This window comes from Streptomyces sp. NPDC020898 (assembly GCF_044333925.1).
Classification (GTDB): Bacteria; Actinomycetota; Actinomycetes; order Streptomycetales; family Streptomycetaceae; genus Streptomyces.
Genome location: NZ_JBIRRV010000023.1, coordinates 26974 through 49925 on the forward strand (window position 1 = coordinate 26974; position 22952 = coordinate 49925).

The following is a 22952-nucleotide window of genomic DNA, read 5'->3' on the forward strand; positions in this document are numbered from 1 at the left end:
CCCCGAGACAGGTATGCACGCCATGAATTTCGCCTCTCTGCCCGACCGCCGAGCCGAGTCCGACCCCCAGGGGCCCGCGGTCTCGGACGGACGCCAGACGCTCACCAACGCTCAACTGCTGCATCGCACCCGAGCCGCAGCAGGTCACCTCCAGGGGCTCGGGATCGGTCCCGGTGATGTCGTCGCCCTCAAACTGACGAACCGTGTCGAGTTCGTCCTGCTCCTGTTCGCGGCCTGGCGGCTCGGTGCCACCGTCACCCCGGTCAACCCGAGCCTGACCGACGTCGAGGTCACCCGGCAGCTCTCCGACTCCGGCGCACGCCTGCTGGTGATCGAGGACGGCGCGGCAGCCACGGCCGGCGTGACCACACTCGCCGTCGGTGAGGTGCCCGACGAGACGCAGTGGAGGGACCGGACACCGAGTCCGGAACCGTCCGCGCTGGCCCTCCTGATCTACACCAGCGGGACGACCGGGGTGCCCAAGGGCGTGATGCTCGACCACGCCAACATCGACGCCATGGTGGAGATGGGACGCCAGGCCCTCGACGTGGGACCGAGCGACCGGTGCTTGCTGATCCTGCCGCTCTTCCACGTCAACGGCATCGTGGTCAGCGTCCTGACACCGCTTCTCGCCGGCGCCAGTGTCGTCATCGCTGGCCGCCGGTTCGACCCCCGCGCCTTCTTCGACCTGGTCGAGCAGGAACGCCCCACCTTCTTCAGCGCCGTACCGACGATCTACGGCATGCTCGCGGCGCTCCCGGACGACGTCCGGCCCGACACGTCGTCGCTGCGGTTCGGGGTCTGCGGCGCCGCGCCCGCCTCCGCCGAGCTGCTGACCCGGTTCGAGGCCCGGTACGGATTTCCGCTCGTGGAGGGTTACGGCCTGTCCGAGGGAACCTGCGGCTCCACCATCAACCCGGTCGCCGGCCCTCGACGCGCCGGCACCGTGGGGCTCCCTTTCCCCGGCCAGGAGATCCGGATCGTCGACGTCGACGGCAGCGTGTTGGCGCCGGGCACGGACGGTGAGGTGGTCGTGCGGGGCCCCAACGTGATGCGGGGCTATCTCGGCCGTCCGGAGGAAACAGCCAGAGTCGTCGTCGACGGCTGGTTGCGGACGGGCGATGTGGGCCACCTCGACACCGAGGGCTATCTGACCCTGGTCGGCCGCTCGAAGGACATGATCATCCGGGGTGGGGAGAACATCTACCCCAAGGAGATCGAGGACGTACTCACAAGCGACGCGTCGGTGCTCGAGGCCGCGGTGATCGGCGTACCCGACGAGAAGTGGGGAGAGGTGGTCGTCGCCTACGTCCAGCCTCGACCGGGCTCGGCCGTCGATCCGTCGGCGCTGAAAGCCCTCTGCGCGCGCAGCCTCACCGGCTACAAGCGCCCGACCGCGTTCTTCGTGGTGGAGGCCATCGCGAAGAACGCGGTCGGCAAGATCGACAAAGCCTCGCTGCGGGCCGGCCACGCCACACTCTCCGGCCGTTCCTGATGGACGCGGACGGCGACCGGACTCGTCCCCTGGCCGGCCAGTAGTCCCGCCAGGGAGCGAGTCCGGTTCCGCCCGGGCGACCAGGAGTACGGGCTGTGCCTGCGCGCTCCCTACCCGCGTACGGCCGCGATGATCGCAGTCAACCGCCGCTTGGAGGCGTGCCGGCATGAGCCTGAGCCCGGTCCAGCCACTGCGTGCCCTCGGACGGCGGCCAGGAACACTCCGGTGAGGCCGCGTCGCTCAGCTCCTGCGGGTGGGCCGTCCCCAACAACCCAAACCGGGTGTTCATCGTCGACCGGCTCAAGGAACTGATCAAGTACAAGGGCTATCAGGTCCCGCCCGCCGAACTCGAGGCCCTGCCGCTGACCCACCCGGCCATCACCGACACTGCGGTCATCGGGGTCACCGACGACGACGGTGAGGGGATTCCCGAGGCCTTCGTCGTGCGCCGGCCCGGCACCGACCTCACGGTCGACGAGGCCATCGAGTTCGTCGCGCGTCAGATCACCCCGTACAAGAAGGTCCGGCGGGTCGAGTCATCGACGCCATCCCCAGGTCGGCCTCGGGCAAGATCCTCCGCAAGGACCTCCGCACCCCGACCGCGTGACACCCGTTCCCTCCCTGTCACGGGGCGCCGCGACTCCTTAAGCGCGCGGCGCCCCGTACAGAACCGCAGATCAGGCGCTGCCGCCCCGTGACAGGAGTGCCTCGCCGAGCATGCGCCAGTACGGCATCGCGGACTCACCCGGCCCGATCCCGATCACCTGCACCGCGACATGATCGGCTCCGGCCGCGACATGGGCGTGGAGCTTCTCGACGATGGTGTCCAGGTCGCCCCAGAACACCAGGTCGTCGACGATGCGGTCGCTGCCGGCGGCGATCTCCTCCTCCGAGTAGCCCAGCCGCCGGAACTTCGCGATGTTGTAAGGGGAGTTCAGGTAGGGGTGCAGGTGTTCACGCGCGATCGCGCGGGCCTTGCCGGGGTCCGATTCGAACAGCACCGCGTGTTCGACGCCCAGGAACGCGTCCGGCCCGAGGATCTCGCGCGCCTGAGCGGTATGCGCCACGTTGACGTGGTAGGTCTGCGCGCCGGCAGTCCGTTCGCCGGCCAGCTCAAGCATTTTGGGCCCGTACGCGGCCATGATGCGGCGCATCGGAGCCTTCGGGAGGGGGTTGGGCGTCTGGGGCCGGAGCGCGTCCATCTCGTCGAGGTACGCGGTCATGGCCGCCAGCGGCTTGGTCCCCGGCCCCTGCCCGCCGCCGAATCCCAGACCGAGCACGTGCCGGTCGGGGTACGCATCGGCCAGCAGCAGACCGGCACCGTACGCCCACCGGGCTTCGCGTGACCAGATCTGCGCGATGCCGTTGATGACGTGCATCCGCTCGGTGCAGGAGAGCAGGTACCCGGCGTGCGTGAACGCGTCACGCCCGAGGAGCTCAGGAATCCATAACGTCCGCCAGCCCTGCTCCTCGAGTTCCCGAACCGACTCGCGTATTCGCGCCGCCGACTGGAACTCGAAGTCGAAGGTGTAGACCCCGAACGTCCCGAGATCCAGACCGTCAATGCTTCCCATCGAACGTCTCCTCGTAGCTCAGCCACTGACACAGACGGATAGGTCTGTGCATGCCTGGGCGGTAGACAGACCTGTCTGTTAACTTACACCTCATGACCACCGCACCCAAGCGACTCCCGGCCCGGGACCGCATTCTCGACACCGCTTGCGAGCTGTTCTACGCACACGGCATCCACGCCGTGGGGGTGGACCGGCTGATCGCCGAGTCGGGAGTCGCCAAGGCCACGCTGTACAAGCAGTTCCCCAGCAAGGATGACGTGGTCGCCGCCTACCTGCGACGGATGGACGACAACTGGCGGCGCTATCTGCGCTCAGCCGCACTCGCGGCCGGGGACGATCCGCGCGAACAGCTCCTCGGCCTCTTCGTCGCGCTGGAGCACGCGGCGCGAGAGGGCACGCTGGGCTGTGCGTTCATCAACGCGGTGGCGGAGTACGAGCCCGGCAGCACCGCGCACGCCATCACCGCCGAGCACAAGCGCACCGTCCGCGCATGGGTGCGCGACCTGGCCGCCGCAGCCGGCGCGGCGGACCCCGACACGCTCGCGTTCCAGCTCACGCTCCTCATCGACGGCACGCTGGCGGCGACCCGCGTCGAACGGGCCGACGCCGCCGCCGAGGCCGCCAAGCGAGCAGCGCGCGACCTGCTCGACGCGGCCTGCCCGAATTCCGGCTGACCCTCCCCCACCCCGATCGCCCGCCCTGCGGCTGCCCGGGAACACCTACTTCACCAGGAACTCCCCATGGATCTCTCCACCAGCACCGCCCTTGTCACCGGAGCCAACCGGGGCTTCGGCCGCGCCCTCGCCGCCGAACTGCTCAGCCGCGGCGCCACCGTCTACGCCGGTGCCCGCAACCCCGACCAGATCGACCTGCCCGGCGCCAAGCCGATCGCGATCGACATCACCGACCCCGCCTCCGTCGCGGCCGCCGCCGCAGCCACCGGCGATGTGACCGTCCTGGTCAACAACGCGGGATCCTCGACCGGCGCCGACCTGCTCGCCGCGGACCTCGACGACATCCGCCTGGAGATGGACACCCACTTCTTCGGCACCCTCGCGGTGACCCGCGCCTTCGCACCCCAGATCGCTGCCAACGGCGGGGGAGCGATCCTGAACATCCTGTCCGGCCTGTCCTGGGTCAGCTACCCGGAGTTCGGCGCCTACTGCGCCGCCAAGTCCGCGGAGTGGTCCCTCACCAACGCCCTGCGCGTACAACTCGCCGACCAGGGCATCCGGGTGGCCGGCCTGCACGTCGGCTACATGGACACCGACATGGTCAGGGCGGTCGACGCGGCCAAGTCGGATCCGGCCGACATCGCCCGGATCGGCGTCGACGGCATAGCCGCCGGTGCCTACGAGATCCTCGCCGACAACGCCGCCCGCCAGGCACAGGCCGCGCTGTCCGGGGGCGTCTCCGTGCTCTACCCGCAGCTTCCTTAAGGTCCGGGCGGCCGGTGTCAACGGTGCGTTCCGTCGACCAGGAAGGGCCGCAGATGTGACAGCAGCACCTCCGGTTGCTCTTCCGGGATGAAGTGGCCGCATTCCGGGATCTCGGCACCGGTGACGTCGTCCGCGTAGGCCTGCCAGATCTCCAGCGCGGGCAGGCGGGCCGGCAGCCCTGCGGAACCCCACACCGCCAGCACGGGCATGGTGAGGCGGCGGCCCTCGGCGGCGTCGATGTCATCGAGGGCGATGTCCTCGTCCATCGCACGGTAGTCATCGAGGCTCGCGCGCAGAGCACCGGGGCGGGAGAACGCGCGGACGTAGCCGTCGACCGCTTCGGGGGTCAGTCCGTGACGGTTGTACGTCCACCGCTCGAAGAAGTACTCGAGGTACCCGCGGATGTTGTGTCCCACGAGCAGCTCGGGCAGATCGGGCTGCATCTGGAACAGCCAGTGCCAGTACCCGGAGGCGAGCGAGGCGTCCATGCGGCGGAACATCTCCCGGGTGGGCACGATGTCGAGGACGGCCAGCCGCTCCACCTGCTCCGGGCGGTCCAGTGCCCAGCGGTGCGCCACGCGGGCGCCGCGGTCGTGGCCCACGACCGCGGCCTTCTCGAAGCCGAGCGCTTCGACGAGGCCGGCGATGTCGGCGGCCATCCGCCGCTTGTCGTAGCCGGTCGTGGGTTTGTCGCTCAGGCCGTAGCCGCGCAGGTCGGGCGCCACAACAGTGTGGTCGGCGGCGAGGTCCGCCAGTACGGGCCGCCAGCAGTCGGAGGTCTGCGGCCAGCCGTGCAGCAGAACGAGCAGGGGGCCGGATCCCGCGCGGACATAGTGCAGGCGGACCCCGTCCACCTGCGTCACTCCGGTCGTCACTGTCGGCTGTCCCATGACCGCGCCTCCTCGGCACTGACTAACCCTCTTAGGGGGTTAAGCTAACGTGCAGAATGAGGGCATGGCAACGGACGACACGTGGATCTGGGACGGCGGGCGGGTCTGCCTGGACTTCACCAACACCCTGCGGTTTCGATGGCGGGCCGCGCCGACGGAGACGCTCCGGAATCCGGGTGACCTGGCCCGCTGGCTCCAGCAGGCCGGACTGCTCGCGCCGGGCGCCCCGGACCCCACCGCTGCCGCCGCCCTGCCGTCGGGCCGCCGACTGCGCGAGACGGTCGACCGGGCCGTACTCGCGGTCGCCGACGGCCGGCTGCCCGCATCCGCCGACGTCACCCTGCTCAACCGGGCAGCAGCGGACGCACCCCGGCCCACCCTGCAGATAGCCATCAGGGACGGGCGGCTTGAGCCCGCCGACACCACGAGCCTCGCCACCGATGCCGCAGCCGCGCTGGCACTGATCGCCCAGGACGCCGTCGATCTGCTCCTGTCCGCCGAGATCCGGCGCGTACGCGTCTGCGGCGGGGACCAGTGCGCCCTGCGCTTCCTGGACCGCTCCCCCGCCCACAACCGCCGCTGGTGCTCCATGTCCCGCTGCGGCAACCGCACAAAGGTCCGCCTCCACCAGGCCCGGGCCAGCCGGAGCGAACACGCGCCGGGAGACTAAGGACCTGCCCGGCCGATCATGCCGCAGACGCGGGGCGGCCGTGACATCAGCCGCTCCGCGGCGGGCGCACGTCTGCGGCGTTGTCGTCGGTTGCCGACTCCCCCACGCCCGGCTGCGCTCGCGCGGGGGGACCCCCATCGCGTCGACGCCCTCCTCCGCCTTGCAGCTGCACGCTCCCCCACGCTCGACTTCGCTCGACCGGGGGACCCCCATCCCTCCGCTCACCGGCGCCCCAAGGCCCCGCCCCTTTCCTGCGACCTGATCGGCCGGACAGGTCCTGGCCGTACGGCGGGCTCCCGGCGCGATCACGTTCGGCTCAGTCAGCGGCCTTCATACGGAAGGCGGGGCCGGGGAGGCTCTCGATGTCTTCCGTCTGCACCGCGTGGCCTCGTTCGCAGTAGATCTGGGCGTCGACGCGCGCGCCGCATCCGCGGTGTCGCGTGAGCATGGCCGGGCCCTCCGGGTCGGCGCGGTAGCGGTCGCCCCACTGCAGGAGCCCCATCACGGCCGGGACCAGGTCCATGCCCTTGGGCGTGATCACATACTTCGGCCGGCTCCGCGAGCCCGGCTCCTTGTAGGTCTCGGTGGCCAGGATCCCTTCCTCCACGAGCATCCGGAGCCGCGCCGCGAGCAGGTTGCGAGGACAGCCGAGGACCCGCTCGAAGTCGCCGAAGCGGGACGAGCCGTACCAGACCTCACGCAGGATCAGGATCGTCCACTTCTCACCCACGATCTCAAGAGTCCGGGCTATCGAGCAGTTCGACATGTCCCGGTCGAGACGGGGGTCCATGCCGGTGTCCTGAAGAACTTCGGTGCGCGCATCCATGAGATGGAGTCTAACCTCACCTGAGTTTACTTTTCCATACTCAGCCAGTATGGTCATGACCAGCACATGGACCACCGAGAAGATCACACAGAAAGGGCGACCGACATGAAGGCATTCGTCGTCGAGAAGTACGGCAAGGACGGCGCACGCGCCGCAGAGGTACCCGAGCCAACCGTCGGGGACCGCGACGTGCTGGTCAGAGTGAGCGCCGCCAGTGTCAACCCGCTGGACAAGATGGTCCGCAACGGAGAGTTCAAGCAGCTCCTGAAGTACAGGACTCCGTTCGTGCTCGGCCACGACGTCGCCGGCGTCGTGACGCGGGTCGGCTCCGCCGTACACGGCCTCCAGGTCGGCGACGAGGTGTACGCCCGCCCGCGCGACCTGCGCATCGGAGGCTTCGCCGAGTTCATCGCGATCGACATGGACGATGTCGCACCCAAGCCCGCCTCACTCACCCTCGAAGAGGCAGCCGCGGTGCCGCTGGTGGCCCTGGCCGCCTGGCAGGTCCTTGTCGACCGAGCGCACGTGAAGCCGGGCCAGAAGGTGCTCATCCACGCCGGTGCCGGTGGCCTCGGGTCGACGGTCATCCAGCTCGCCAAACACCTCGGCGCCACGGTGGCGACGACCACGGACACCAAGACCGAGGAGTTGGTCAGGAGCCTCGGCGCGGACGTCGTCGTCGACTTCACCAAGGAGGACTTCTCAAAGGTGCTGTCCGGCTACGACCTGGTGCTGGACTCCCTGGGCGGGGCGAACCTCGAGAAGTCGCTGACCGTGCTCAAGCCCGGCGGCCTGGCCATCAGCGTCGTCGGCCCGCCCGACTCCGGGTTCGCCAAGCAGCTCGGCGCCCCGTCGTTCCTGGGCCTGGTCATGAACACACTCAGCCGCAAGATCCGTAAGCAGGCCAAGGCCCTGGGCGTGCGCTACGAGTTCTTCTTCATGCAGGCCAACGGCTCCCAGCTGCGCAAGCTCGGCGCCCTCTACGACAGCGGCAAGCTCCGCCCGGTCGTCGACAGCACCTTCCCGTTCGACCAGACACTCGAGGCGATGGCGTACGTCGAGCAGGGCCGCACCAAGGCCGGCAAGGTCGTGGTCTCGATGGGGCCCGACAACAGCTGAGACCGGGCAGCCACCGAGCCTCCGTCCGGCACCGTCACCGGAGGTCGCGCAGGGCATTGTCCTGCGCACCGGCGGACCCGCTCAGGCCGGCCGCGTCCGTTCGCCGTGCGGCGCCCGTTGCCAGTGGGGAGTGCGGTCCTTGTCGACCAGGGCCGCGCGGACGCCCTCCAGGAAGTCCGGCGTGCGGATGGTCGTGCGCGTGAGGGCGAGTTCAGCGGCCAGGCACTCGCGCAACGTGCGCTGCCTGCCCCGGGCCAGCAGGGCGTGGGTGATCTCCAGGCTCTGCGGCGAGGCGGACTCCAGAGCGGCCAGCGCGGTTGCCGCCCAGGGGGTGTCGAGCAGGCGCAGGCGCTTCTCGATCTCGCCGACGGTCGGCGCGCCGAACGCCCGGTCCACGTCCCCGCGTACCTCCGTCAGCCCGCTCTCCGCCACCGGGGAACGGCCGGCGAGGCGGTTCAGGACGACGTCCACCGGGTCGCCGGGGCTGTCGGCCAGGGCGTCCCCGACCGCGTCGAGCCCGTCCGCGGGGACGAAGTGCGTGGCCAGCCCCGTGTACAGGGCGTCGGCCGCATCGAGCCGGTGCCCGGTCAGCCCCAGGTACATGCCGATCGCGCCGGGCAGCCTCGGCAGGAAGTAGCTGGCCCCGACGTCGGGGAAGAACCCGATCCCGGTCTCGGGCATCGCCAGCACCGCGCGCTCGGTGACCACGCGGAAACTGCCGTGGACGGACAGACCGAGACCGCCGCCCATGCACAGGCCGTCGATGAGCGACACGACCGGCACGGGATACTCGGCGATCCGGGCGTTGAGCCGGTATTCGGAGGCGAAGAACCGCTCGCTGGCCTCGGCGTCCCCGGCGAGGCTGTGCTCGCGGATCGTGCGGATGTCGCCGCCCGCGCAGAACGCCTTCGCGCTGGTACTGGCGATCACCACAGCGGACGGTGGCGCGTGCTCCCAGTCGGCGAGCACACGGTCGAGGGCGGCGACCATGTCTGTCGTCAGGGCGTTGAGCGCCTTGGGCCGGTTCAACAGGATGCGGCCGACGCCCCGGTGGACGTCGGCGAGGATCTCGACCGCGGCGGTGTCAGTCATCGGCCGTCGTCTCGTCGTCCGCGGACCTGGCTGTCGTGGCCATCATGTTCCTCACTCGCCGGGTGTCAGGCGTAGATCTGCGCGTAGAGATCCTGGATCTCGTCCACGGTGGGTACGACGGGGTTGTTGGCCGGGGATCCGGACGCGAGCGCCTGCTCGGCCATGAGGGGCGACAGGCGGAACCACTCGTCCTTGTCGATGCCATGAGCCCTGGGGGTGGGCACCTCAAGATCCTCGCACAGGGCGCGGAGCGCCTCCACGAACTCACCGGCGGCCACGGCGTCGCTGTCACCGTCGGTGGCGGCTCCGAGTGCGCGGGCGCAGTCGGCGTACCGGCTCTCGGCGGCGGGCACGGAGAACGCTGTCACCGCGGGGAAGAGCATCGCGTTCGACAGACCGTGGGCGACGTGGAAGTGGGCGCCGATCGGGCGGCTCATGCCGTGCACGAGCGCCACGCTGGAGTTGGAGAAGGCGATGCCGGCCTGGGTCGAGGCGAGCATCATCGCCTCGCGGGCCTCGGTGTCTTCCCCGTCGGCGTGGACGCGGCGGAGGTGGCGGCCGATGGTCCGGATCGCGGTCAGGGCGAGGCCGTCGGTGAACGGGTTGGCCCTGCGGCTCACGTACGCCTCGACGGCGTGGGTGAGCGCGTCGACGCCGGTGTCGGCGGTCAGCCGGGCCGGCATCGACAGGGTCAGTTCGAAGTCGATGACAGCGGCGACCGGCAGGAACGCCGGCCCCGAACAGAGCATCTTCTCGTCCGTGGCGCTGTCGGTGATGATCGTGAACTGGGTGGCCTCCGAGCCGCTGCCCGCGGTCGTCGGGACCGCGATCACCGGAAGCGCCGGGCCGAGATTGGTGTGCGGGGCCTTGTAGTCCCGCATCCGGCCGCCCTGGACGCCCAGCAGGCCGAGGGCCTTCGCGGTGTCCACCGGGCTGCCGCCGCCGAATCCGATCACCGAGTCCGCCCCGTGTTCCCGCAGTACGGCCAGGCCCGCGCCGAGCGAGTCGGTCGTCGGATCCGGAACGGTGCCGGCGAACAGGCACGGCTGCAGGCCGGCGCCCCTCAGCGTCGCCATCAGGCGCTCCGCCGCACCGGTCCCCGCAAGGAACGCGTCCGTCACCAGCAGGGGGCGGCGCAGGCCGAGCCCAGCGACGACGTCACCCAGTTCGCCGACGGCGCCGCCTCCGATGCGCAGGATCGGCGGGAGGGAAAGGCTGGCAACCATGGCGGCCCTTTCGGCAAGAACGGCGGGGCATGTCGCGCCCACTGCCCCGACTGTGCGGTCCCGCGCCATGTGCGCTCAACCACCAATAGCGCACACCCACTGTGCAGAAATGCAGATACGGTCGGGCCGTGCACCCCCGCTCCCCGGACGAGAACCCCGCCCCGCAGCCGGCCGGCTCCCCTCGCCCGGTCGATCCGCGCAGACTCCGCGCGGACGATCTGCGCTACCTGCTCGCGGTGTCCCGCACCGGACGCCTGGTGACGGCCGCCGACGCGCTCGGCGTGGATCACACCACCGTGTCACGCCGTATCGCCGCGCTGGAGAAGAGCATCGGCCTGCGTCTCATCGAGCGCGGTGCGGACGGCTGGACGCTCACGGACGTCGGCAGAGCCGTCTCGGAGGACGCGCGTGCGATCGAGGAGGCCATCAACCGTGTCGCCGACACCGTGGCGGGCCAGGACTCGCCGTCCCTGCACGGCACGGTCCGCGTCAGCGCGCCCGACGGCTTCGGCACCGCCTTCGCCACTCCCGCCCTCGTACGGCTACGCCGTCGGCATCCCCAGCTCCAGGTCGAACTCATCACCGCGACACGGCAGCTCGCCCTGCGCCCGTCCGGTTTCGATCTCGCTCTCGTCATCGGCGTTCCCTCCACCATCCACCTGGTGACCGAGCACCTCACCGACTACACGCTGGCGCTCTACGCCTCCGTCGACTACCTCACCCGGTACGGCCGGCCCCAAACAGTGGCCGAGCTGCGCGCGCACCCGCTCATCTTCTACATCGAGTCGATGCTCCAGGTCGGCGACCTCGACATCGAACGCCACCTGCCCGGAATGACCCCGGCGTTCTCCTCGACGAACGTCTTCGCCCAACTCGAAGCCACCCAGCAAGGCGCCGGTATCGGCGTCCTGCCGGCCTTCCTGGCCCAGCGGACGCAGCTGCGCCGGCTGCTCGCCGACGAGATCGACATCCGGCTCCCCATCACCCTGGCGGTCCGCCGTGAAGCGGTGACGCACCCCGCCGTACGCGCCCTGTGGAGCGCTCTGCGGCAGGAGGTCGCGGAACGGGCCGCCGAACTGCTGCCGGAATGAAGCCGCGCCGGTCGAGGGATCCATGGCGTGATGTCAGCCTCACCTGGGTTTACTTTCATATACCCAGAAAGTAGCGTCACGGCCATCGCATCGACCCGGCTGCCGCGGCCGAACCCCGTACGGCACCCGCCAGAGAAGGAGCACCACCATGGGAGTGAGCCCAGAAGCACACGAGTTCGCGGAGTTCCTCGCGAGCGTGGGCGCCAAGTCGTCGACCCCCGGCCTCGACCTGGCCGTCATCCGCGACATCGTCGACTCGAACCACAAGGCGTCGACTGAGCCCGAAGGCGTCACCTACGCCGAGGTCGACGCGAACGGCGTCCCCGCCCTGTGGGCCATCCCCGAGGGCGCCGACCCCGACAAGGCGCTGCTCCACTTCCACTTCGGCGGATCCGTCACCGCTTCGATGCACTCGGACCGCAAGGCCGCCGGCCACATCGCGAAGGCGGCCGGCGCCCGCTCCCTCGTCGTGGACTTCCGTCTGGCACCCGAACACCCCTACCCGGCGCAGCTCGACGACGCCGAGACCGCCTACCGCTGGCTGCTCTCCCAGGGTTACGCGCCGCGGAACATCGGCAGCACCGGCCACTCCATCGGCGGCACCCTCGCGGTGATGCTGCCGCTGCGTCTGCTCGCGAAGGGCGAGGCGACGCCGGGCGCGATCGTCAGCGTCTCACCCTGGACCGATCTCACCATCCAGAATCCGTCGGTGGACGAGAACGAGGACAACGACAGGATGCTCAGCCGCGGCACGCTGGAGCTCTTCCGGGGAGCCTGGCTGCAGGACCCCGCGGTGGACTTCGCCGACCCCCTGATCAGCCTCGTGAACGCCGATCTGACCGGTCTGCCGCCCACGGCTCTCCACTACGGCGAGTACGAGACCCTCGCCGACGACGGCGCCCAACTGGCCTCCCGCCTCACGGACTTCAAGGTCACCTCCGAGGTTCACCCGATGCCCGAAGGACAGCATTCGTTCATCCTGGGCGCGGGGCGCGTACCCGAGGTGGACCAGGCCATCGAGCAGATGGGCCAGTGGCTCCGCGAGCACCTCGGCGCTTGAGCGGACGCCGCGCGATGCTCGACCGTCCCGGGCGGCATGCGGTACTTGTAGCCGACACGCCGTTGCGAATGCAGCAACACCACCGTCCCCTGATGCCACAAAGGAGTGTGCGATGGGATCGTACGAGGATGTCTTCCGCGCCAGTACCGAGGACCCGGAGGGCTTCTGGCTGAAGGCGGCGGAGGGCATCGACTGGGATGTCCCTCCGCAACACGCCCTGGATTCCTCGGGCGCGCCGTTCTACCGCTGGTTTCCCGACGGCCGGCTCAACGTCGCCTTCAACGCGCTCGACCGGCACGTCGAAGCCGGTCGCGGCGAACAGCCCGCGCTCATCTACGACTCCCCTGTGACCGGCACCCGACGCACGTACACGTACGCGCAGTTGAGGGACGAGGTGGCGGTCTTCGCCGGAGGGCTCGCGCAGCTCGGCGTGGGGCACGGCGACCGGGTGGTCATCTACATGCCGATGGTCCCCGAGGCTGCCGTCGCGATGCTGGCGTGCGCGCGGATCGGCGCGGTCCACTCGGTCGTCTTCGGCGGGTTCGCCCCGCGTGAACTCGCCCTCCGTATCGATGACGCGGCCCCCAAAGTGGTCGTCTCCGCCTCGTGCGGCATCGAGGGCAAGCGGGTCATCGCCTACAAGCCCCTGCTCGACCGGGCGATCGAATTCGCGGTCCACAAACCGCAGAAGAGTGTGATCCTGCAACGCCCGCAGGAACCGGCCGAGTTGGGGCCCGACGACGTCGACTGGGCAGAGCTGGTCGCCACCGCGCCGCCGGCCGACTGCGTTCCCGTCGCCGCCACCGATCCGCTCTACATCCTCTACACGTCCGGAACGACCGGAAAACCCAAGGGAGTCGTGCGTGACGGCGGCGGCTACGCGGTTGCCCTGCACTGGTCGATGGGAGCCGTCTACGACGTGGGCCCGGGCGAGACCATGTTCACCGGCTCCGACGTCGGCTGGGTCGTCGGGCACTCCTACATCGTCTACGGGCCGCTACTGGCCGGCGCCACGACCGTCCTGTACGAGGGCAAGCCGGTCGGCACCCCGGACGCGGGGCAGTTCTGGCGCGTCGCCGCCGAACACCGGGTCAAGACCATGTTCACGGCACCCACCGCCTTCCGGGCCATCCGCAAGGAGGACCCGAAGGGAACGCTCACCGCGGACCACGACCTGACCGGTCTGCGCCACCTCTTCCTCGCCGGTGAGCGCCTCGACCCCGAGACCTATCACTGGGCGAGCGCCCTGCTGGGCATCCCGGTGATCGACCACTGGTGGCAGACCGAGACCGGCTGGCCCATCGTCGCCAACCCTGTGGGCATCGAAGCCGCTCCCCTCAAACCCGGGTCCCCGACCCTCCCGCTACCCGGCTGGGACGTACGTGTCCTCGACGCTTCGGGCGAGCCCGTGCCCGCGGGCGTCGACGGGGCGATCGTCGTGAAGCTCCCCCTGCCGCCCGGCGCGCTTCCCACCCTCTGGCAGGACGACGACCGTTACCTCGCCTCCTACCTCTCCGCCGGCTACTACCTCACCGGCGACAGCGGTCACATCGACGAGGACGGCTACGTCTTCGTCATGGGCCGCACGGACGACGTCATCAACGTCGCCGGGCACCGGCTGTCCACCGGCAGTATGGAAGAGGCTCTGGCCGCCCACCCCGACGTCGCCGAATGCGCCGTCATCGGCGTCGCCGACGCGCTGAAGGGGCAGGTACCGCGCGGCTTCGTCGTCCTGAAAGCCGGAATCGACCGCGAACCGGGCGAGGTCGAGACCGAACTCGTCCAGCTCGTGCGCGAGCGCATCGGTGCCGTCGCCTCCCTCAAGGACGTCACGGTCGTGGCCGCCCTGCCCAAGACCCGCTCGGGAAAGATCCTGCGCAAGACGATGCGCGGCATCGCCGACGGCCACGACGAGCCCATCCCCTCCACGGTGGACGACCCCGGGGTCATCGAAACCCTGCGCCCGGTTCTCCGCCGCACCGGTCACACCCCGTGAACGGCTGACCGATGCTCTGGCCGACGGCGGGTGAGCGCGGCCGGCGGACTCCGCGCGGCACGGTCCGTCGGCCGGGGCGGAGGTACCTTGTGAATATGGGTACCGACACCGACACCCATGTCTTCCTCAGCGATCTCGCTCGGGGCCTCGCACCCCGAGCGGATCAATTGAGCGACGTACTGCTGCAGCACCTGCTCGGCGAGCTTCCCGAAATGTGGAAGTACGAGGACATCGCCGCCGTGGCACCCATGGCGTTGTCCGAACACCTTGCCAACGTTCTGGATTTCCTTGAGCGCGGCCTTGGCATGACCGAGGTCAGGACGCCACCCGCCGCCATCGAGTTCGCCTGCCGACTCGCTGAGCACGGGGTGCCGATCAGTCAACTCCTTCGCGTCCACCGGCTCGTCCACGCACGTCTGCTTGATCAGCTCTACACGGAGACAGCCCGTGTGGCCGGGTCCCAGGAGCTGATCAACGCCGCGACGGTCACCCTGAGCGCCATGGCTTTCGAGTACGCCGATCGCACGGCGGAACAGGCTGTCACGGCGTACCAGAGGGAACGCGACCACTGGTTGCAGCGGCGGCTGATCATGATCAACGAGGCCGGGACACGGATCGGGACCACCCTGGACACCACCCGCACAGCGCAGGAACTGGCGGACGTCGGTGCCGACCACCTCGCGGACCTCGTCACCGTCGACCTTCTCTCCTCCGCTCTCCAGGAGGAGGAGACGTCTGCGGCGGCCGGTCCTGCGACACTCCGCCGAATCGCCCAGGCGGTCTCGGCCGGCTGTCCGGACCAGGCAGCCGTGACAGGGCGGACGCACACCTACCCGGAGGATTCGGAGCCGGCTCGCGTACTGGCCACCGGGCAGCCGCTGCGCCTGCGCATCACCGCCGACGACATCCCCTCCTGGCTGGCCATGTCGGCGGAACACAGGCTCGCCCTGCGCTCCTTGGGCCTGCGCTCCGTACTGCTGATCCCGCTGTGGGCCCACGGAAGCCCGCTGGGACTCGCACAGTTCGCCCGCCGTGAAACGGCGGACCCCTTCGACGACGACGAGTTGCTGCTGGCCCAGGAGATCGCGTCCAGAGCCGCGGTGAACATCGACAACGCCCGTCGCTACACACAGGAGCGTTCCACCGCGCTCACCCTCCAACGCAGCCTGCTTCCCCGGCATGTGCCGACGGACTTCGCCGTCGAGACGGCATCGCGCTACCTGCCCAGCGGGTCCCGGGCGGGCGTGGGAGGCGACTGGTTCGACGTGATACCGCTCTCCGGGGCCCGCGTCGCGCTCGTCGTGGGAGACGTGATCGGTCACGGCATCCACGCCGCGGCCACCATGGGCCGGCTGCGGACAGCCGTCCGCACTCTGGCGGACATCGACCTGACACCCGACGAATTGCTGACCCACCTCGACGACGTGGTCATCCGCATGCAGCGCGAGGAGGAACAGGGCACGGACGAGATCAGCGCCACCTGTCTGTACGCGGTCTACGACCCTGTCTCCCGCGTGTGCTCCCTGGCCAGCGCCGGACACCTTCCGCCGGCCGTGGTGACTCCCCCGGCCGCCGACGACACCTCCGCGTCCCCCGCAGTCGGCTTCCCTGAGCTGCCGATCGGTCCGCCCCTCGGCCTGGGCGGACTCCCCTTCGAGACCGCCCAGTTCGAACTGCCACCAAGCAGCCGACTGGTGCTGTACACCGACGGCCTCGTCCAAAGCCGCTCTCGTGACGTCGAGACCGCCCTCGCGCTGCTGTGCGACGTTCTGGCCCGCGCACCGGCCTCGCTCGAGGAGACCTGCGACGCGCTGCTGTCCGCACTGCTGCCCGGCCGCCCCGCGGACGACGTCGCACTCCTCGTGGCACGAACGGGGACTCTTGACGCCGATCACGTCGCCACCTGGGATCTCCCCAGCGACCCGGCAGTCGTCTCCCGGGCCCGCGCCCACGCGTCCGGTCAGCTGACTGCCTGGGGCCTGGACGACATGGCCTTCACCACCGAACTCGTGGTCAGCGAACTGGTGACGAACGCCATCCGCTACGGCGAGAGTCCCATCCAGCTCCGGATGATCCTTGATTCCGCTCTGACGTGCGAGGTTTCCGACGCCGGCAGCACCTCCCCGCACCTGCGCCGTGCCCGGACCTTCGACGAGGGGGGCCGCGGCCTGCTCCTCGTCGCCCAGCTCACCGACCACTGGGGCACACGGCACAACCGCGAAGGCAAGGTCATCTGGACGGAACAGCCCCTCCCCGCCGCTGCCGCCGGGGTCGAGTCCGCTCCGACGCCGTAGGTTCCCCACGCCGTCCGTCGTCCCCACGAAAAGCCCGGCACACCACAACTGCGGCGCACCTCGGTGGTGACCCGTGATTCCCCGGGTCACCGGACCGACGTGCGCCGCAGCCGTTTCACCTCGCACCCCGGCGTTCTGGGCCGGGGTCGAGGGAGTCCGGCGTCACCTGTCCGGTGCACCGGTCGCCGCTGAGGCTCAGCCTTGAGCGGAAGGCACCGGGAAGAGCATGCAGCTACTGGTGGCATGGGCGAGCAGACGACCCGTCGCGTCGACCAACTGAGCCTGGGCGAGGGCGGTTTGACGACCCTTGTTGACCAACGTACCGATGGCGCGCACCGTGCCGGTCTCCACGGTGATCCGCCGCAGGAACTTCACCGACAGGTCGAGCGACGTGTACGCCACGCCTTGCGGGAGAGTGGACTGTACGGCGCACCCCGCCGCCGAGTCGAGCAGGGTGGCGAAGATGCCGCCGTGCACGCTGCCGATCGGGTTGTAGTGCTCCTCCCCCGGCGTCAGGGAGAAGACCGCTCTGCCGGGCTCCACCTCGTCCAGGGTGAAGTCGAGGGTGTAGTTGATGGGCGGCCCCGGCAGCTGCCCCGCCTTCAGCTCACGCAGGAAGTCGATGCCGGCCATGCGCCCGGCCGCTTCCGCCAGGATCGCGGGATCGTCCCATTGATACGTACGTGTTCGCCCCACGGCCGAGCACCTTCCCATCTGACTTTTACAAGTGAAGCTAGCTTCCGGTTCACCTGACTGTCAATGACGAAGCCAGGGGCCTACGATGGCGGGATGGAGTGGCTTGAGGTGAGCACGGAGAACTGCCCCGTCCAGCGCACACTCGACGTGGTCGGCGAGAAATGGACGCTGCTGATCCTGCGGGACGCCATCAACGGAGTCCGCCGTTTCGACGACTTCCACCGCCACATCGGCCTGTCGGAGGCCGTCCTCAGCGACCGCCTCCGGAAGCTGATCTCGGCCGGAATCCTCAAGGCCGCCCCCTACCGGGAACCGGGCAGCCGCTCCCGCAACGAGTACCGCCTGACCCGCAAGGGCTGGGACCTGTGGCCCGTCCTGATGGCGCTGAGCCAGTGGGGCGAGGCGTACACCCTCGGCCCCGAGGGCCCTGTACTGGACGTCCGCCACACCGACTGCGACGCCCCGGTCCGCGTCGTCGTCGAGTGCTCCGCGGAGCACTCGACCCTCACCCCGAGGGAAGTCACCGCCCGATTGGGCACCGGCGCCCGCCTCCGGCCGTAAGCCGCACCCGGGACTCACGGGCGCAAAACATTATATTACATACGTCAGGCCATCGGTTAGGCTTGAGGGCGAGGCAATAACCTTACGGAACCCCTGGAGGACGCTCGTGGTGCGCTACGCCAAGGAGCACAAGCAGGTGACCCGGCAACGGATCATCGAGAAGGCCGGCCACCGGTTCAAGCAGGACGGCATCGACGGTTCGGGCATCTCCACGCTGATGTCGGACGCCGGGCTCACCAACGGAGCCTTCTACGCCCACTTCTCATCCAAGGACGATCTGGTCGCCCATGTCGTGGCCGACGAACTGCGCAATCAGATCGCGATGTACGACACTCTGCAGCCCGGCCGCCAGGGGCTCGAGGACTTCATTCGTGGATACCTGGCGCCCCAGCACCGGGACGACCCCGGCTCCGGATGCCCCTCCGCCGCCCTGCTGGACGAGATCGGGCGCTGCGGAGACGCGACCAAGCAGGCCTACACCGACGGCGCGCGGGCCATCGTCGAAGAGTTCGCCGCCCGACTGGCCCCCGGAGACCCGGCGTCGGCTCGCGGCAAGGCCGTCGGGCTCTACACCATGCTGGTGGGGACATTGCAGTTGTCCCGCGCCCTCTCGGACCCGAAGTTCGCCGACGAGATCCTTGAGCGGGGAGTGGAGAACGCCCTCGCCCTCCTGCACTGAACGGGCCGCCCGCTGCGAACAGGCGACTTCAGCCGCTTGCCCAGAGAGCGTCACTGCTCTGAAGCAAGGCCCTCGACCCTCTCGACGACAGCGCTCCGCACCGTCACCCGCTTACGGCCGTGCGAGGAACTCAAGCGCTGTCTTCACGAACTGGCCGTGGAACTGGAAGATGCCGCCGTGGCCGGCGTCGGGGTAGATCACCAACTCGCTGTTCGGCAGCCGTCGGACCATGTCGTGGGAGTTCTTGGTCGGCACCATTCTGTCGTGGTCGCCGTTGGCGACGAGCACGGGCTGCCGGACGGCGGAGAGGTCGTGGGGCTTCTCCAGGCCCCAGCGGTGAATGGCCTTGAGCTGGTTGCTGTACGAGATGGGGGACATCGCCTTGTCCCGGTCAACGGTGCGTTCCTTCAGACGGGCCACGAACTCCTTGCCGGCCCGACGCCCGTTGGCCGTGCGGGTGAAGAAGAGGAACTGCTTCACGTCCTGGAAGGTGAGCAGGGCTCGAACGGTGTCGAGATGGGACAGCACCGTCACGTTCTTGATGCCCTCGCCACCGGCGGGACCGGTGCCGGTGAGGATGAGCTTGCGGACGAGTTCCGGGTTGGTCTGCACGATCACCTGGGCGATCATGCCGCCCATCGAGAAGCCGTGGATGTCGACCTGCTCCAGTCCGAGCGCCTTGATGAAGGTGACGGCATCGGCCGCCATCGCCTGGATGGTGCGCGGCGTGGAACCGGTGGACGCGCCGACGCCCCTGTTGTCGAACGTGATGACGTGATGCTTGGCGGCGATGCCGTCGACGACCCGGGGGTCCCAGTTGTCGAGGACCCCGTAGAGGTGGTTGAGGAAGACCACCGGGGTGCCCGACCGGGGACCGAGCTCGCGGTAGGAGAAGGTCACTCCACCGGCGGTGACGGTGCGGGCCGGCGCGTTCTTGTAGGACGTCACCGCGTCGCCTCGTACCTCATGTGAGTCATTCATGGTCGTGCCCTTCGGTGTGGTGACGGCCGATGGCCGTGAGCGTCGGAATCCTCAGCGACCGAGCCCCTCGGCATCGCGTCGATGATTAAAGTATGACCGTAATTCCATCTGGCCGCAAGTAGCCGCACACGGACGGGCCGAACGGGAGAACACCAGCGCCGCCTCACACAGCGGCGAGGCGACGCTTGCACATCGGGCGGACGGTGCGATCAGGCAGCGAGGAAGTCGGCCACCTGCCTGGTGAAGGCCTTGGCGTACTGGAAGAGGAAGGCATGGCCGGCGCCGCTGTAGAGCACGAGGGTGGCGTTGTCGAGGTGCTGGACCGCTACATAGGAGTTGTGGGCGGGGATCATCACGTCGTCCAGGCCGTTGGCATAGAGGACGGGCTGCTTGATGGCTTCCAGCTCCTCCTTCACCTGGCCGAAGGGGGCCGCAAGCAGCATGCCCGCCGCGGTGAGCATGCCCAGCGCCGCCGCCTCGGAGACCGCGGGGCCGCCGGCCGCGAGCCGGGTCGAGACGTGGTCGAAGTGCTCGAGCCCAGAGGCACGTGCTGCCTCCGTCTCCGGATAGAAGAGATACAGCATGTCCTCCAGATCGGCATCAGGCTTGGCCATGATGCCCAGGACCTCGTCACTGAAGGACGGAGCGCCGGGCACCCAGCCGGCCGGACCGCTGCCCGCCACGACGAGCCTGCGCACCAGTTCGGGGCGTCGCACAGCCACCCGCTGGGCCACGATGCCGCCCAGGGACCAGCCGAGCAGGTCGGCCTGTTCGAGACCGAGCGCCTCGATGAACTCGATGGCCCCCCGGGCGAATCCTTCGAGGGTGTCGCGCGGTTCGCCGTCGGTGTAGCCGACGCCGACGTTGTCGAACACGATCACGTCGTGATCTGCGGCCAAGAGGTCCAGGAACTCCGGGTCCCACCAGTCGATGGTCCCGCGGAAACGGTTCAGCAGGACCAGTGGGACGCCGCCCTGAGGACCCATGCGCCGGTAGGTGAACCACGCGGAGGGACCCTCGATGGTGAGGTTCGCGGCCTTGTCTGCCAGATACGTGCTCATGGCGTCCTTTTCTGCTCGGCGGTTGCGCTGACATCTCACGGCTCTGCCCGGGCAGCCGACGGAAGACGTACGGGGACTGCGGGGCAGAAGTTCCTTTCGCCGGCGCCCGATGCGCGCCGACCTGCGCGGCACCGGGCGCATCGAGCTCCTGGAAGGTCGGCCGCAGCGGCGGGTGACCCCACAGCTTCCGACTCGTTGCGATCGCTTCGGAGTCCGCTACCGAGTGCGAGCACGGGACCTTCCGAAGTGAGCCACATGTATTACACTCGTAATACTATGCCGGGGATCCAGCGTCTCAAGCAAGTCCCCACGGCGGGCGGCGGTCCGACGTGAGCGACCGGCGGCGCTCGGAATTATTGGATTACGTTCGCAAGGCAACGTAGCGAAGGAGCGGGCGGTGCGATACGGGAAAGAGCACAAGCAGGCGACGAGGCAGCGGATCATCGAGGTGGCCGGACGCCGGTTCAAGCGGGACGGCATCGACAGCTCGGGCATCTCGACACTCATGCAGGACGCGGGATTGACCAACGGCGCCTTCTACACCCACTTCACATCGAAGGACGACCTCGTGGCCACCGCGGTCGCCGACCAGTTGCGGGCCCAGAACGCGAGCATCGTCGCCCAGGCGGCACCCGGCCGCGCGGGGCTCGAACAGATCGTGCGGTGGTACCTGTCCGCCCAGCACCGCGACAGCTCCGACGACGGCTGCCCCTCCGCAGCCCTGCTCGACGAGATCAGGCGCTGCGCGGACCCGACCAAGCAGGCTTACACCGACGGCGTACTGATGGTCATCGACGGCATCGCCGCCCGCCTGGCACCCGACGACCCGCTCTCGGCCCGCACCAAGGCGCTCAGCGTCTACGCCACGATGGCCGGGACGCTCCAGCTCTCCCGAGCCCTCACGGACCGGCACCTCGCCCATCAACTCCTCGAGCAGGGTGTTCACAACGCCCTCGCACTACTGGACATCGGGCACGGGCACGCCGGCCCACCCGCTCAGGAGTAAGGCGACGCCGGGAAGACGGGCCCCACTTGCGGTCCGTCGGCCGACCATTTAACATTACGGTCATACTTCAATGGGTTCCGCCCCTCCACCGACAGGGAGGCCCCAAGAGTTCCGCTTCCAACGGAACCGATTACCGACAGGGAGACGACGATGAGGGCCTTCACGGTCGATCGCTACGGCGACAGGAACGGCGTACGCGCCGGCGAGGTGCCGGACCCGGAGGTGGGCGCGAACGACGTGCTGGTCCTGATCCGGGCCGCGAGCATCAACCCGCTCGACCGCATGCTCCGGGACGGGGAACTGAAGACGGTCCTGCCGTACAAGGTCCCGTTCGTCCTGGGCAACGACCTGGCCGGAATCGTGCTCGAAGTGGGGGCGGCCGTCACGCGGTTCGCGGTGGGCGACGAGGTCTTCGCGCGGCCCGCCAAGGACCGGATCGGCACGTTCGCCGAACTCATCGCGATGCACCAGGACGACGTGGCGATCAAGCCGGCCGTCCTGACCATGGAGGAGGCGGCATCCCTTCCCCTGGTCGCCCTGACCGCGTGGCAGGTGCTGGTCGAGCGGGCACGTGTCCAGCCGGGCCAGAAGGTCCTCGTCCACGCCGGTTCCGGCGGCCTGGGCACCATCGCCATCCAGTTGGCGAAGCAGCTGGGCGCACACGTGGCGACCACCACGAGCACGGCCAACGTCGGCCTGGTGAAGCGTCTGGGCGCGGACGTCGTCGTCGACTACCAGAAGCAGGCGTTCGAGACGGTGCTGCACGACTACGACGTCGTCCTGGACTCGCTCGGCGGCAAGACGCTTCTGAAGTCCCTGGACGTGCTCAAGCCGGGCGGCAAGATCATCAGTGTCTCGGGCCCACCCGACGCCGCTCTCGCCCGGGAGCTGGGCGCGAATCCGATCATCCGGCTGGCGATGTCGGCGCTGAGCTTCCGGGTCCGGCGAGCCGCCCGGCGCCGCGACGTGACGTACTCGTTCCTCTTCATGAAGGCCAGCGGCGACCAACTGCGCGAGCTCACCCCGTTCTTCGAGTCCGGCAGGATCCACCCCGTCGTCGACACCGTGTTCCCGTTCGAGTCGGCGCGAGAAGCGCTGGAGTACCACGAAGCGGGGCGCGCGAAGGCCGGCAAGGTCGTCGTCAGTATGACGTGAAAAAGCAGTCCTGCCGGGTCCGGTCGCGGGCCTTCGGCAGC

Annotated in this window: 22 protein-coding genes; 14 read left to right on the forward strand and 8 right to left on the reverse strand. The window is 69.3% G+C overall.

Annotation, left to right across the window (positions count from 1 at the left end; translation table 11 throughout):
• Positions 1 to 22 precede the first annotated feature (22 nt).
• Both ACH4TV_RS42060 and ACH4TV_RS42065 read left to right on the forward strand, forming a co-directional pair.
• Positions 23 to 1495, forward strand: coding sequence for a class I adenylate-forming enzyme family protein (locus ACH4TV_RS42060; protein WP_398406666.1), 1473 nt, complete (start codon positions 23 to 25; stop codon positions 1493 to 1495).
• 194 nt (positions 1496 to 1689) lie between these two features.
• Positions 1690 to 2193 (forward strand): hypothetical protein, encoded by a 504-nt coding sequence (locus ACH4TV_RS42065; RefSeq protein WP_398406667.1) that lies wholly within the window; start codon positions 1690 to 1692, stop codon positions 2191 to 2193.
• Here the strand turns inward: ACH4TV_RS42065 and ACH4TV_RS42070 are convergent.
• Positions 2173 to 3069 (reverse strand): TIGR03620 family F420-dependent LLM class oxidoreductase, encoded by an 897-nt coding sequence (locus tag ACH4TV_RS42070; protein WP_398406668.1) that lies wholly within the window; start codon positions 3067 to 3069, stop codon positions 2173 to 2175. The two genes, ACH4TV_RS42065 and ACH4TV_RS42070, sit on opposite strands and share 21 nt — an antisense overlap.
• Before the next feature lie 92 nt (positions 3070 to 3161).
• Between ACH4TV_RS42070 and ACH4TV_RS42075 the strand changes: the two genes are divergently transcribed.
• Together ACH4TV_RS42075 and ACH4TV_RS42080 are read left to right on the forward strand one after the other, a co-directional pair.
• A complete protein-coding gene (locus ACH4TV_RS42075; RefSeq protein WP_398406669.1) occupies positions 3162 to 3743 on the forward strand; it encodes a TetR/AcrR family transcriptional regulator in 582 nt (193 codons plus the stop codon).
• 66 nt (positions 3744 to 3809) lie between these two features.
• Complete coding sequence (locus ACH4TV_RS42080; RefSeq protein WP_398406670.1) at positions 3810 to 4508, forward strand: SDR family oxidoreductase; 699 nt, start codon at positions 3810 to 3812, stop codon at positions 4506 to 4508.
• Positions 4509 to 4525: 17 nt separating this feature from the next.
• Here the strand turns inward: ACH4TV_RS42080 and ACH4TV_RS42085 are convergent, their stop codons facing one another.
• Positions 4526 to 5398 carry an alpha/beta fold hydrolase gene (locus ACH4TV_RS42085; protein ID WP_398406671.1) on the reverse strand — a complete coding sequence of 291 codons (873 nt, stop codon included), beginning with the start codon at positions 5396 to 5398 and terminating at the stop codon, positions 4526 to 4528.
• A gap of 64 nt (positions 5399 to 5462) precedes the next feature.
• Between ACH4TV_RS42085 and ACH4TV_RS42090 the strand changes: the two genes are divergently transcribed.
• On the forward strand, positions 5463 to 6068 hold the full coding sequence (locus tag ACH4TV_RS42090) for a CGNR zinc finger domain-containing protein (RefSeq protein WP_398406672.1): 606 nt from the start codon (positions 5463 to 5465) through the stop codon (positions 6066 to 6068).
• A gap of 316 nt (positions 6069 to 6384) precedes the next feature.
• On the opposite strand, the gene ACH4TV_RS42095 is transcribed toward ACH4TV_RS42090, so the two are convergent.
• On the reverse strand, positions 6385 to 6858 hold the full coding sequence (locus ACH4TV_RS42095) for a winged helix-turn-helix transcriptional regulator (RefSeq protein WP_398406740.1): 474 nt from the start codon (positions 6856 to 6858) through the stop codon (positions 6385 to 6387).
• A gap of 141 nt (positions 6859 to 6999) precedes the next feature.
• On the opposite strand from ACH4TV_RS42095, the gene ACH4TV_RS42100 reads away from it, so the two are divergent.
• Entirely contained in the window at positions 7000 to 8013 is a 1014-nt protein-coding gene (locus tag ACH4TV_RS42100; RefSeq protein ID WP_398406673.1) for an NADP-dependent oxidoreductase, read from the forward strand.
• Positions 8014 to 8094: 81 nt separating this feature from the next.
• On the opposite strand, the gene ACH4TV_RS42105 is transcribed toward ACH4TV_RS42100, so the two are convergent.
• Both ACH4TV_RS42105 and ACH4TV_RS42110 read right to left on the reverse strand, forming a co-directional pair.
• A complete protein-coding gene (locus ACH4TV_RS42105) occupies positions 8095 to 9105 on the reverse strand; it encodes an enoyl-CoA hydratase/isomerase family protein (protein WP_398406674.1) in 1011 nt (336 codons plus the stop codon).
• 65 nt (positions 9106 to 9170) lie between these two features.
• The gene (locus ACH4TV_RS42110; protein ID WP_398406675.1) at positions 9171 to 10331 is read right to left on the reverse strand and encodes an iron-containing alcohol dehydrogenase; all 1161 of its coding nucleotides are present in this window, start codon (positions 10329 to 10331) and stop codon (positions 9171 to 9173) included.
• A 128-nt stretch (positions 10332 to 10459) separates the two neighbouring features.
• On the opposite strand from ACH4TV_RS42110, the gene ACH4TV_RS42115 reads away from it, so the two are divergent.
• The 4 genes from ACH4TV_RS42115 to ACH4TV_RS42130 all read left to right on the forward strand — a co-directional run bounded on the left by ACH4TV_RS42115 (position 10460) and on the right by ACH4TV_RS42130 (position 16772).
• Positions 10460 to 11422 (forward strand): LysR family transcriptional regulator, encoded by a 963-nt coding sequence (locus tag ACH4TV_RS42115; RefSeq protein WP_398406676.1) that lies wholly within the window; start codon positions 10460 to 10462, stop codon positions 11420 to 11422.
• 148 nt (positions 11423 to 11570) lie between these two features.
• The gene (locus ACH4TV_RS42120; RefSeq protein WP_398406677.1) at positions 11571 to 12482 is read left to right on the forward strand and encodes an alpha/beta hydrolase; all 912 of its coding nucleotides are present in this window, start codon (positions 11571 to 11573) and stop codon (positions 12480 to 12482) included.
• 112 nt (positions 12483 to 12594) lie between these two features.
• A complete protein-coding gene (locus ACH4TV_RS42125) occupies positions 12595 to 14478 on the forward strand; it encodes a propionyl-CoA synthetase (protein ID WP_398406678.1) in 1884 nt (627 codons plus the stop codon).
• Positions 14479 to 14573: 95 nt separating this feature from the next.
• Positions 14574 to 16772, forward strand: coding sequence for a SpoIIE family protein phosphatase (locus ACH4TV_RS42130; protein ID WP_398406679.1), 2199 nt, complete (start codon positions 14574 to 14576; stop codon positions 16770 to 16772).
• A gap of 195 nt (positions 16773 to 16967) precedes the next feature.
• On the opposite strand, the gene ACH4TV_RS42135 is transcribed toward ACH4TV_RS42130, so the two are convergent.
• On the reverse strand, positions 16968 to 17468 hold the full coding sequence (locus tag ACH4TV_RS42135) for a PaaI family thioesterase (protein WP_398406680.1): 501 nt from the start codon (positions 17466 to 17468) through the stop codon (positions 16968 to 16970).
• A gap of 93 nt (positions 17469 to 17561) precedes the next feature.
• On the opposite strand from ACH4TV_RS42135, the gene ACH4TV_RS42140 reads away from it, so the two are divergent.
• Positions 17562 to 18029: a winged helix-turn-helix transcriptional regulator gene (locus ACH4TV_RS42140; RefSeq protein ID WP_398406681.1), complete on the forward strand. Its 468-nt coding sequence runs from the start codon at positions 17562 to 17564 to the stop codon at positions 18027 to 18029.
• Positions 18030 to 18135: 106 nt separating this feature from the next.
• Positions 18136 to 18708 carry a TetR/AcrR family transcriptional regulator gene (locus ACH4TV_RS42145; RefSeq protein ID WP_398406682.1) on the forward strand — a complete coding sequence of 191 codons (573 nt, stop codon included), beginning with the start codon at positions 18136 to 18138 and terminating at the stop codon, positions 18706 to 18708.
• A gap of 111 nt (positions 18709 to 18819) precedes the next feature.
• Here the strand turns inward: ACH4TV_RS42145 and ACH4TV_RS42150 are convergent, their stop codons facing one another.
• Both ACH4TV_RS42150 and ACH4TV_RS42155 read right to left on the reverse strand, forming a co-directional pair.
• Positions 18820 to 19689: an alpha/beta fold hydrolase gene (locus ACH4TV_RS42150; protein WP_398406683.1), complete on the reverse strand. Its 870-nt coding sequence runs from the start codon at positions 19687 to 19689 to the stop codon at positions 18820 to 18822.
• A 209-nt stretch (positions 19690 to 19898) separates the two neighbouring features.
• On the reverse strand, positions 19899 to 20750 hold the full coding sequence (locus ACH4TV_RS42155) for an alpha/beta fold hydrolase (protein WP_398406684.1): 852 nt from the start codon (positions 20748 to 20750) through the stop codon (positions 19899 to 19901).
• A gap of 397 nt (positions 20751 to 21147) precedes the next feature.
• Between ACH4TV_RS42155 and ACH4TV_RS42160 the strand changes: the two genes are divergently transcribed.
• Together ACH4TV_RS42160 and ACH4TV_RS42165 are read left to right on the forward strand one after the other, a co-directional pair.
• Positions 21148 to 21756, forward strand: a complete 609-nt coding sequence (locus ACH4TV_RS42160; RefSeq protein WP_398406686.1) for a TetR family transcriptional regulator — start codon at positions 21148 to 21150, stop codon at positions 21754 to 21756.
• Between the two features lie 150 nt (positions 21757 to 21906).
• Positions 21907 to 22911, forward strand: a complete 1005-nt coding sequence (locus ACH4TV_RS42165) for an NADP-dependent oxidoreductase (RefSeq protein WP_398406687.1) — start codon at positions 21907 to 21909, stop codon at positions 22909 to 22911.
• Positions 22912 to 22952 lie beyond the last annotated feature (41 nt).